Origin of the sequence: Gillisia hiemivivida (genome assembly GCF_007997295.1) — a bacterium.
Lineage (GTDB): Bacteria > Bacteroidota > Bacteroidia > Flavobacteriales > Flavobacteriaceae > Gillisia > Gillisia hiemivivida.
Map to the genome: position 1 here is coordinate 23,769 of NZ_VORY01000029.1, position 10,533 is coordinate 34,301.

A 10,533-nucleotide genomic window follows, 5' to 3' on the forward strand; every position below is an offset into this window, starting at 1 on the left:
ATTAAATGTGATTTAGTTTGTAATTTAATGGTTTAATTAGCGAAATTACAATACATTAACTAATGTTTCAAGATTTAATTAATTTATTTTACCCAAACATCTGCCAAATTTGCGATGCGGAATTGTATAAAAACCAAAATATTCTTTGCACTAATTGTGTAAACGAACTTCCTATCACTAATTTTCATCTAGATAACGAAAATCCTGTAAAAAAAGTATTTTATGGGCGTGTACCTATAGAAAATGCTACTTCTCTTTTAGTTTTTAAGAAGAAAAGCAGTGTTCAGAAATTAATACACCGATTGAAATATAGAGGTCATCAAGAAATTGGATCTTATCTAGGCGCTTGGACTGGGGCAGAACTTGCTAAAACAAATTCTTACGAAGGTATAGACCTTGTAATCCCAGTGCCGCTGCATAAAAAGAAACTTAGATCTAGGGGTTTTAATCAGGTAGAAGAATTTGGGAAAGAGATCGCTGCAGCACTTAATATAGACTACGTGGATGATGTTCTTTTGAAGACCTCTTTCTCAAAAACGCAAACACTCAAAACAAGGCTTGCTAGATGGGGAAATATCGAAGAGAGTTTTGTGTTGTTTAATTCTGAAAAAATTAAAAACAAACACATCTTGCTGGTAGATGATCTTATTACTACCGGCGCTACTCTGGAAGCCTGTGCAGAGATTCTTTTGGAAGGAGAAAATGTAAAAATCAGCATTGCCACAATGGCTTTTACAGCATGACTAAAACAAAAAATAATTGTTTCTTTGCTTAAAATTTCGGCTTAAATGAAAAAGTATTTTTCAAGATTATTGATGATTCTTATTTCCCTCACATTAGTGCAATGTGCAAAAAAAGGAACTCCACAAGGCGGGGATTTAGATACCGAGCCTCCAAAATTCTTAAGAGCAACTCCTGAAAATTATTCGACTCAATTCAATAAAGAGGAAATTAGAATCTATTTTGATGAATACATCAAGTTAGCCGATGCGCAAAAACAGATTATCATTTCTCCTCCAATGGCGATTAAACCAGAAATCACTCCACTCGGTGCTCCTAGTAAATATATCAGAATCAGGTTAAATGATACACTCAGAAAAAACACTACCTACGCTATTAATTTTGGAAAAAGCATTATAGACAATAACGAAGGGAATCCCTTGCCTTATTTTAAATATGTGTTTTCTACAGGAGACTACATAGATTCCTTATCGGTGGCAGGAACGGTTTCTGATGCGCTTCTCAAAGAAGCAGATCCTTTTATTTCTGTGATGTTATATGATGCAGATGAAACCTACAACGACTCTTTGGTATTTACAACTCCGCCAAGATATATAACCAATACCTTAGATAGCCTTAGAAGTTTCGAACTTACCAATATTAAAGAAGGCAAGTATCATTTGGTGGCCGTTAGAGATCTAAACAACGACTATAAATACAATCCTGGGAAAGAAAAAATAGCATTTTTAAAAGAGACAATTTCTGTACCCACAGACACGTCTTATAATTTACAATTGTTCAAAGAAGAAATTGCATTTGAAGCAGGCCGACCTAAACAGGTTGCTAAACAAAAAATACTAGTTGGTTACAAAGGAAAAACCAACCTAGATAGTATCTCTATAGATCCTTTAAATACAGTGCCATCAGATTTTGAATATCGCTTCACGAAAGTGGTAGATAAAGACAGTTTATATTTATGGTACAAGCCTTTAGTGGAAACGGATAGTTTAAGATTCAAGTTCAATTCCCAAAAAGACACTACTAGTTTGATTGCAAGGATTTCAGATATGAAGGCTGATTCCTTAGTAATTAATACAGAACCTTCGGGCACCTTAGAATTTAATAAAGATTTTCTCATAAAAGCAAACACCCCATTAACAACTAAGGATGATAGTCTTATTAAGATACTTGATAAGGACTCCCTAGAAGTTGCTTTTACATCAGAACTTAAGAAGTTGGAGAATTCTATTCATATAAAGTTCAGTAAAAATGAAAATGAAACCTATAGTATCCAAATACTCCCAGGAGCGATTACAGATTTTTTTAACGCTACGAACGATACGATCTATAGAGCATTAAAGACAAAAACATTTTCTGATTATGGAAATATTAAGTTGAACTTACAAAATGTAAAGAGTTTCCCTATAATTGTTCAACTTACAGATGAAAAGGGAGTTGTAAAAGCGGAGAAAAAATCTGATGATCAAAGTGGTATCGCTTTTGAATTGGTTCCTCCAGGGGAATATTTTATTAGAGTGATCTACGACTCCAATGCGAATGGTATATGGGATACAGGTAATTTTTTACTTAAGACTAATCCAGAAGAAATCATCTATTTCCCGGATCTTTTAGAAGTAAGACCAAACTGGGATATCAACCAGACCTTTATTCTAAAGTAAATTTATCACGATCCTGAAGAAATTTAAATTTCTTTCGGGTATCCAAAAGCTGATTTTTATCCAAGGTCACAACTTTGGTAAACGCTGCTTCTTCTTGATCATTTAAAGGTTTTCCTAAACTGTCATAGACTGCTGAATGGCCGGTATATTCGTGATTATTTCCATCTAAACCTATCCTGTTTACTCCAGCACAATAAGACATGTTTTCTATAGCTCTGGCTTGCAGCAATACATCCCATGCAAGGATCCTTGGTTTAGGCCAGTTAGCCACATAAATTAATAGATCATAATCTTCAGTATTTCGTGCCCACACAGGAAATCTAAGATCATAACAAATTAATGGGCATATTTTCCACCCTTTATATTCTACCTGCAGCCGTTCATTTCCCGCGGAATAGGTTTCATGCTCTTTCGCTAATGTAAAGGTGTGGTGCTTATCATATTTCTTGAAAGTGGAATCAGGAAAAACGAAATATAACCTATTAAAATATTCATCTTTCTCTTTTACAATAATGCTTCCGGTAATAGCTGCGTTCTTTTCGCTTGCAACTCGTTGCATCCATTTTAAAGTAGGACCATTCTCAGATTCTGCTAACTTTTCAGCATTCATAGAAAAGCCGGTGCTAAACATTTCCGGGAGTATAAAAAGATCTACCTCCGTATTGACAGATTCTATTTTTTCTTCGAATAGTTTAAGGTTCTTTTTAATATTCTCCCAAAACAGATCTACTTGTAGTAAGGCTATATTTAAATTTTCCATGTCTTGTAAAATTATAAAAAATAAGATTCCGGCTATTAAATACGTGTTAAAAGATTGGAAGGAAATTAGAATATAAATAGCTTTATTCCCAAATTGATCAGATATGAATTTAGAAACTTTTTTACAGAAAGATACTTATACGTCTAATACCTCGCGTGGGCTTATTTCAGGGTTTGTTGGAGGTTTGGTAGGTACTGCTGTAAAAACTCTAATAGAAGAATTTCTTCCTGTTAGAAAGATTGAGCAGAAATCGGCACAGTTAAAGATCGTTGATGATCTTTCTACTAAGATCACTGGAACTCCTATAAGTGCAGAAAATGAAGCTTTAGCCGAGCAGTTGGTAAATTTTCCTTTTGGAGCAAGTATTGGAGCTGCTTATGGATACGGTAAAAAAGATAAGGATGTTATGAATATTGCCGATGGGGTGATCTTTGGAGCTACTACTTGGGTTTCTACCCACGAAACCTCTTTACCTCTTGTTGGACTTGAATCTAAGCCCAAAAATATCCCAATTAAAATGCAAGCAAACGAGCTTTTTGCTCATATTGCTTTTGGTATCACAACAGAATTTGTAAGAAGTTTCGTTAACGAACGAATGAAGCGATCTCAAAATAATCTATAAAAAAATCCCGAAGCAAAACTTCGGGATTTTTTTATTATTTATCAGGTATGAATTTACTTCACACTTGCTTTTAAATACTCTCTATTCATTCTAGCAATGTTCTCTAAAGAAATTCCTTTAGGACATTCAAGCTCGCAAGCTCCGGTGTTAGAACAGTTTCCAAAACCTTCCTTGTCCATTTGCTCTACCATTGCCAAAACACGTCTGTCTGCCTCTACTTCTCCCTGGGGAAGTAATGCGAACTGACTAACTTTTGCTGAAGTAAATAGCATAGCACTTGCGTTTTTACATGCAGCTACACAAGCACCACATCCAATACAGGTAGCAGCATTAAAAGAATCGTCTGCATTTTCCTTTTCTATTGGAATCGTATTCGCATCGATGGTGTTTCCTGAAGTGTTTACAGAAATATACCCATAAGCCTGCTGAATTCTATCGAAAGCAGTACGGTCTACTATAAGATCTTTTATTACCGGAAATGCTTTTGCTCTAAAAGGTTCGATAACAATAGTATCTCCATCTTTAAAAGTACGCATATGCAGTTGGCAAGTGGTAATAAACTTATCTGGACCATGTGGTTCTCCATTGATCTGTAATGAACACGAACCGCAAATCCCCTCACGACAATCGTGATCAAATTCTACTGGCTGCTCACCTTTATTTACCAACCCCTCGTTAAGTACATCTAACATTTCAAGAAAAGACATATCTCCGTCTATTCCGTCAATGTTATAATCTACCATTTTACCCTTAGCTGTGGCATTTTCTTGACGCCATATTTTTAATGTAAGCTTCATAATCTTTTAAAGTATTGAGTAATGAGTATTGAGTATTGAGAACTAACTTCTCAATACTACTAGCTCTATACTATTTATAACTTCTAGTTTTCAATTCAATATTTTCGAATATTAATTCTTCCTTATGAAGAATTGCATCGCTTGGTTTTCCTGTGTACTCCCATGCTGCTGCATACTTGAAGTTTTCATCATCTCTAAGCGCCTCACCATCTGGAGTTTGATGTTCTTCTCTAAAATGCCCACCACAAGATTCTTCTCTGTGCAATGCATCTTTTGCAAAAAGCTCTCCTAATTCAAGGAAATCTGCCACTCTTCCTGCTTTTTCTAATTCGGCATTCTTAGTATCTGCAGATCCTGGAATCTTTACATTCTTCCAGAAATCCTCCCGTAATTCAGCTATTTCATTAATAGCCTCTTTAAGATCTACAGCATTTCTAGACATTCCACATTTGTTCCACATGATCTTACCTAATTTCTTATGGTAAAAATCTACGGAATGTTGTCCACCGGCATTCATCAATCTATTAATTTTATCTGAAACCTCTTTTTCAGCCGCGTCAAATTCTGAAGTATCAGTTGGGATCTTGCCTGTGCTAATATCTTGAGCAAGATAATCTCCAATAGTATAAGGCAATACAAAATATCCATCTGCTAAACCTTGCATTAAGGCTGAAGCACCAAGTCTGTTTGCACCATGATCAGAGAAATTTGCTTCTCCTGTTGCATAACATCCTGGAATTGTAGTTTGCAGGTTATAATCTACCCAAAGTCCACCCATTGTATAGTGCACCGCAGGATATATCATCATAGGAGTTTTATACGGATTCTGATCTACGATCTTCTCGTACATCTGGAATAAGTTCCCGTATTTAGACTCTACAACGTCTTTCCCTAATTTTATTATTTCTTCTTTTGAAGGGTTTTTATGTCCTGCAGTGAATGCTTCCTCTTTTCCGTAGCGCTCAATGGCACTAGCAAAATCCAAGTAAACGGCTTCTCCTGTTTTATTTACTCCAAAACCAGCATCACAACGTTCTTTTGCAGCTCTGGAAGCTACATCACGTGGCACTAAGTTTCCAAAAGCTGGATATCTTCTTTCTAAGTAGTAATCTCTTTCGTCTTCAACTAAATCTGTTGGCTTTTTATTACCAGCACGAATTGCTTCTGCATCTTCTTTTGTCTTCGGAACCCAAATTCTACCATCATTCCGAAGAGATTCGGACATCAAAGTCAATTTAGACTGATGATCTCCAGAAACAGGGATACAGGTTGGGTGAATTTGTGTGTAACATGGATTTGCGAAAAATGCCCCTCTACGGTGCGCTCTCCAAGCCGCCATAACGTTACTACCCATCGCATTAGTAGATAAGTAGAATACGTTTCCGTATCCTCCTGAAGCTAAAACCACTGCGTGAGCAGAATGACGTTCTATTGCTCCAGTTAGCATATCTCTGGCTATAATTCCTCTTGCTTTTCCATCAACAAGAACTACATCCATCATTTCATGACGGTTAAATGCCTGGATCTTACCACGGTTTATTTGGCGGTTCATTGCCGAATATGCACCAAGTAATAATTGCTGACCTGTTTGTCCTTTTGCATAAAAAGTACGTGAAACCAATACCCCTCCAAAAGAACGGTTATCTAACATTCCACCATATTCCCTTGCAAATGGAACTCCTTGGGCAACACATTGATCTATAATATTTCCGGAAACCTCCGCAAGACGGTATACATTTCCTTCTCGAGAACGGTAATCTCCTCCTTTTACAGTATCATAGAACAATCTAAAATTAGAATCTCCGTCTCCTTGATAATTTTTTGATGCATTAATTCCCCCTTGGGCGGCAATAGAGTGCGCGCGTCTTGGAGAATCCTGATAGCAAAATGTTTTTACATTATATCCTAATTCTGCTAAAGTAGCTGCAGCGCTACCTCCTGCTAAACCTGTCCCAATTACAATAACATCTATATTACGTTTGTTGGCAGGGTTAACTAGATTAATATTATTCTTATAGTTGCTCCACTTATCTTCTAGTGGTCCTTTCGGTATCTTTGAATCTAAAATTGACATAATCTTACCTTTTAAAGGTTATTAAAATAATGAAACGCTGCTATAAAAATGAATCCTAATGGAATAATGATAGCGTATCCAACAGTGAATTTTCTTATCCCTTCAGAATATTTATTATTCACGCCCATAGATTGGAATGAAGATGAAAAACCATGCAGCAAGTGAAGCATTAGAAACACGAACGAAACTACATAAAGACCAGTTCTAACAGGGCTTACAAATTTCGATACTAACTCACCATAATATCTCGTGGCATCTTCTGGATGAGACTCTATATATTTATGCGCCAATTCCGGAACCCAAAAATCGTAAAAGTGAAGTCCTAAAAAGGCTAATACCACCGCTCCAGAATAGATCATATTTCTAGACATCCAACTGGAATTTGCACTTCCATTATAGCTTACATAACTTTTAGCTCTTGCATTTCTGTTTTGAATTTCCAGAACAAAACCCATAATAAAATGGAATACTACCCCAAAAATAAGGATCGGCTGTAAAATTGCCTGTACTACGAAATTGGTTCCCATAAAATGGGAGATCTCATTAAAAGTATCGGGGCTTATTACCGAAGTTAGATTGATTGTAAAGTGTTGAGCTAAAAATAGGACTAAGAAAAGTCCCGATAAGGCCATAGCAAACTTTTTTGCTACTGAAGATTTAAGTAATCCACCCATTGGTTTGATTATTTTTATGAAATTTTAACAGCAAAAATACATCTGAAAATAGTTACACACAAACTTTAAGGAGTATTTCAACGCCAATTTAGAACTAATACAAGGTACTTTAGTATTTGTTGAACCATCTGTAAGCAACACTTGCCTAGATAATGTGAATCTAAGTCCAAAAATACTTTACACACTTTCTGGTTTTCTATTTTTTTTAAAGCTCTTTTTGCTTTTTACACAAACTTAACTCATTGTAAGATTCATTTTTAGTAATTTCAGTAACTCATAATCCAACTCGATATTTACTGAAATTTCAATGGAATTTATAGACTATTACAAAACATTAGAATTAGACAAATCTGCAACAAAAGCAGATGTTAAGAAAGCATATAGAAGACTTGCTCGAAAATACCACCCAGATTTAAATCCAGATGATGAAAGCTCCAAAAAGCGTTTTCAGCAGATCAATGAAGCTAATGAGGTTTTGAGTGATCCCGAAAAGCGCAAGAAATTTGACGAGTATGGGAAAGATTGGCAACATGCCGATCAATTTGAGCAACAAAAACAACAGAGAGGTCAACAAAGAGGTGGGGCTGGCGGATTTGGCGGCGGACAGAGACAATCCTATTCCGGTAGTTTTGATGATGATAATTTCTCAGATTTCTTTGAAACCATGTTTGGAGGTGGAGCAAGATCTCGTGGAACAGGAAGATCGCCACAGTTTAAAGGACAGGATTTTAACGCCGAACTTCAGTTAAATCTAACCGATGTTTATACCAGCCATAAACAAACCCTTACGGTAAATGGAAAAAGCCTAAGACTTACCATACCTGCGGGAGTAGAGAATGGACAAACTATCAAGATTACAGGGCATGGCGGTCCAGGAGCTCAAGGAGGACCAAAAGGCGACCTTTTTATCACTTTTAAAATTTTGAACAATACCAAATTCAAAAGAGAAAAAGAGAATTTGCATAGCAATGTAGATCTGGATTTTTACACTGCCTTACTGGGTGGTGAGATCACGATAGACACCTACAATGGAAAGGTTAAACTCCCTATTAAACCAGAAACGCAAAGTGGGACTCGGGTAAAGTTAAAAGGCAAAGGCTTTCCTAAATATAAAATGGAAGGGGAATTTGGAGATCTGTTTATTACTTATAATATCACAGTTCCTACAGATCTATCGTCAAAAGAGAAGGAATTGTACACCGAATTACAAAAATTACGATCATGAACTTAGAGGAATTAATTGCAACCGAAGAACTTTGTGAACGCTATAGCGTAGAGCACACTTTTATAAGATCCTTAAATAAGAGCGGTCTAATAGAAGTGGTCATTGTGGAAAAAAGAGAATATGTACACTGCGATAAAATGGCAGAATTCGAAAAATTGTTGCGATTACATTTCAATCTGGATATTAATTTAGAAGGTTTGGAAGCCATTAAGCATTTACTGGATAGGCAAAACGAATTGAAAGAAGAAAATTTAGCATTAAGAAACAGGTTAGGTCTTTACGAATAAGCCAATTGTTAAAGAAAACACAAGTCTTTTACGCTTAGTTTAACAGCATTTGAACTTATCTTTTTTAAATTTGAATTTTTCAGAGCTGACGTAGAATCTTTTTCTCGATTCAGCCAAATCTAAATACATTTTATGAAATACGATCTAATAGACAACTCACTTTATACTAAGAACCGCAAAAACTTCATGTCTAAAATGAAGTCTAAGAGTTTGGCGGTTTTTAACTCTAACGATATTTACCCAATAAGCGCAGATAGTACGATGCCGTTTCAACAAGCTCGTGATATTTTTTATCTAAGTGGTGTAGACCAAGATAAAAGCATTTTGGTTTTGTTTCCAGATGCTCCTAATAAAAAGCACAGAGAAATACTTTTTCTAACAGAGACCAATGATCATATTGCTGTTTGGGAAGGTGAAAAGCTAACTAAGGAAAAAGCTTTTGAAACAAGCGGAATTAAAACGGTGTATTGGTTAAAAGAATTCGAAAAAGTGTTTTTTGAGATCATGACACAATCTGAAACAATTTATTTCAACACCAATGAGCATTATCGAGCAAATGTCGAGACTCAAACCAGGGAAGCCAGATTTATTGAATGGTGTAAGCAAAAATATCCAGCACATCAAGTTGCCAAGAGCAATCCAATCCTTCAGAGATTGAGATCTGTAAAAGATCAAATTGAACTGGATCAAATGCAAAAAGCATGTGATATTACCGAAAAAGGGTTCCGCAGAACTTTAGGTTTTGTAAAACCAGGGGTTTGGGAATATCAAATTGAAGCGGAGATGATGCATGAATTCTTGAACAACCGTTCTCAAGGCTTTGCATATACTCCAATTATAGCAAGTGGGAATAGCGCAAATGTGTTACATTATGTAGAGAACAATCAGCAATGTAAAGCTGGAGATCTTATATTACTGGACACAGGAGCAGAATATGCCAATTACTCCAGTGATATGTCCAGAACAATTCCTGTTTCAGGAAAATTCACCGCAAGACAAAAAGAAGTTTACAATGCAGTAAACAGAGTGAAGAATGATGCTCAAAAAATGTTAGTCCCAGGAACAATTTGGGCAGATTATCACGTGGAAGTTGGGAAACTTATGACTTCAGAATTAATTGGTCTTGGATTATTAGACAAAGCCGATGTGAAAAATGAAGATCCAGACTGGCCAGCATATAAAAAATATTTTATGCATGGGACTTCTCACCATATTGGTTTAGATACTCATGATTATGGAATATTAACCGAGCCAATGCAAGCAAACCAAGTCTTTACGGTAGAACCTGGAATCTATATTCCTGCGGAGGGCTTCGGGATTAGATTGGAAGACGATTTAGTGATCCAAGAAAAAGGAGAACCTTTCAACCTAATGCGCAATATTCCTATTGAAGCAGATGAAATCGAAGATCTTATGAACTCATAGAGTTTAGTCATATATTTTATTAAGCCTGTTGAAAATATTCTTCAACAGGCTTAATTTTTTAAACTTTATTCTCTTTAACAGAGATTCCTCCTTGCGTCGGAATGACAAAAACCAAAACAGAGATGTCATTCTGTCCCGACGCTTCCTATCGTGTGGACACAATTTTTTAATATTTTAGCTGACTAATAATAGTTTTGCTAATAAAATGAAAAGGGGATTCACAGACCTAGAGGATAAACGTTTAGTTTATAGAGGCAATAAGATTTTATC

The 10,533-nt window shown here is 35.9% G+C and carries 10 protein-coding genes; 6 read left to right on the forward strand and 4 right to left on the reverse strand.

Features of this window, described 5'->3' with window-relative positions; translation table 11 throughout:
* Positions 1-62: 62 nt before the first annotated feature.
* Together ES724_RS15395 and ES724_RS15400 are read left to right on the forward strand one after the other, a co-directional pair.
* Positions 63-743, forward strand: a complete 681-nt coding sequence (locus tag ES724_RS15395; RefSeq protein WP_146934624.1) for a ComF family protein — start codon at positions 63-65, stop codon at positions 741-743.
* A gap of 45 nt (positions 744-788) precedes the next feature.
* Complete coding sequence (locus tag ES724_RS15400) at positions 789-2,399, forward strand: Ig-like domain-containing protein (RefSeq protein WP_146934627.1); 1,611 nt, start codon at positions 789-791, stop codon at positions 2,397-2,399.
* Here the strand turns inward: ES724_RS15400 and ES724_RS15405 are convergent.
* Positions 2,386-3,159: an amidohydrolase gene (locus ES724_RS15405; protein WP_146934630.1), complete on the reverse strand. Its 774-nt coding sequence runs from the start codon at positions 3,157-3,159 to the stop codon at positions 2,386-2,388. The genes ES724_RS15400 and ES724_RS15405 overlap by 14 nt on opposite strands.
* Before the next feature lie 103 nt (positions 3,160-3,262).
* Here ES724_RS15405 and ES724_RS15410 point away from each other — a divergent pair, with 103 nt between their 5' ends.
* Positions 3,263-3,781, forward strand: coding sequence for a DUF1440 domain-containing protein (locus tag ES724_RS15410; protein ID WP_146934632.1), 519 nt, complete (start codon positions 3,263-3,265; stop codon positions 3,779-3,781).
* Positions 3,782-3,834: 53 nt separating this feature from the next.
* Here the strand turns inward: ES724_RS15410 and ES724_RS15415 are convergent, their stop codons facing one another.
* The 3 genes from ES724_RS15415 to ES724_RS15425 form a co-directional block, all read right to left on the reverse strand.
* A complete protein-coding gene (locus ES724_RS15415) occupies positions 3,835-4,578 on the reverse strand; it encodes a succinate dehydrogenase/fumarate reductase iron-sulfur subunit (RefSeq protein WP_026836702.1) in 744 nt (247 codons plus the stop codon).
* A gap of 70 nt (positions 4,579-4,648) precedes the next feature.
* Positions 4,649-6,652, reverse strand: a complete 2,004-nt coding sequence (locus ES724_RS15420) for a fumarate reductase/succinate dehydrogenase flavoprotein subunit (RefSeq protein WP_146934635.1) — start codon at positions 6,650-6,652, stop codon at positions 4,649-4,651.
* Positions 6,653-6,663: 11 nt separating this feature from the next.
* Entirely contained in the window at positions 6,664-7,326 is a 663-nt protein-coding gene (locus ES724_RS15425) for a succinate dehydrogenase cytochrome b subunit (protein WP_146934638.1), read from the reverse strand.
* 307 nt (positions 7,327-7,633) lie between these two features.
* Between ES724_RS15425 and ES724_RS15430 the strand changes: the two genes are divergently transcribed.
* From ES724_RS15430 to ES724_RS15440, 3 genes are all read left to right on the forward strand, one after another.
* Positions 7,634-8,551, forward strand: a complete 918-nt coding sequence (locus tag ES724_RS15430) for a DnaJ C-terminal domain-containing protein (protein ID WP_146934640.1) — start codon at positions 7,634-7,636, stop codon at positions 8,549-8,551.
* The gene (locus tag ES724_RS15435) at positions 8,548-8,838 is read left to right on the forward strand and encodes a chaperone modulator CbpM (protein ID WP_146934643.1); all 291 of its coding nucleotides are present in this window, start codon (positions 8,548-8,550) and stop codon (positions 8,836-8,838) included. The genes ES724_RS15430 and ES724_RS15435 overlap by 4 nt, the downstream gene beginning before the upstream one ends.
* 132 nt (positions 8,839-8,970) lie before the next feature.
* Positions 8,971-10,263 (forward strand): aminopeptidase P family protein, encoded by a 1,293-nt coding sequence (locus tag ES724_RS15440; protein WP_146934646.1) that lies wholly within the window; start codon positions 8,971-8,973, stop codon positions 10,261-10,263.
* The last annotated feature ends 270 nt before the right edge of the window (positions 10,264-10,533 follow it).

Excerpts from the sequence above, each read along its gene's own strand:
- ES724_RS15410 (WP_146934632.1), top strand. The coding sequence starts at position 3,263 with ATGAATTTAGAAACTTTTTTACAGAAAGATACTTATACGTCTAATACC.
- ES724_RS15400 (WP_146934627.1), top strand. The coding sequence starts at position 789 with ATGAAAAAGTATTTTTCAAGATTATTGATGATTCTTATTTCCCTCACA.
- ES724_RS15430 (WP_146934640.1), top strand. The coding sequence starts at position 7,634 with ATGGAATTTATAGACTATTACAAAACATTAGAATTAGACAAATCTGCA.
- ES724_RS15395 (WP_146934624.1), top strand. The coding sequence starts at position 63 with ATGTTTCAAGATTTAATTAATTTATTTTACCCAAACATCTGCCAAATT.
- ES724_RS15420 (WP_146934635.1), bottom strand. The coding sequence starts at position 6,652 with ATGTCAATTTTAGATTCAAAGATACCGAAAGGACCACTAGAAGATAAG.
- ES724_RS15435 (WP_146934643.1), top strand. The coding sequence starts at position 8,548 with ATGAACTTAGAGGAATTAATTGCAACCGAAGAACTTTGTGAACGCTAT.
- ES724_RS15425 (WP_146934638.1), bottom strand. The coding sequence starts at position 7,326 with ATGGGTGGATTACTTAAATCTTCAGTAGCAAAAAAGTTTGCTATGGCC.
- ES724_RS15440 (WP_146934646.1), top strand. The coding sequence starts at position 8,971 with ATGAAATACGATCTAATAGACAACTCACTTTATACTAAGAACCGCAAA.
- ES724_RS15405 (WP_146934630.1), bottom strand. The coding sequence starts at position 3,159 with ATGGAAAATTTAAATATAGCCTTACTACAAGTAGATCTGTTTTGGGAG.
- ES724_RS15415 (WP_026836702.1), bottom strand. The coding sequence starts at position 4,578 with ATGAAGCTTACATTAAAAATATGGCGTCAAGAAAATGCCACAGCTAAG.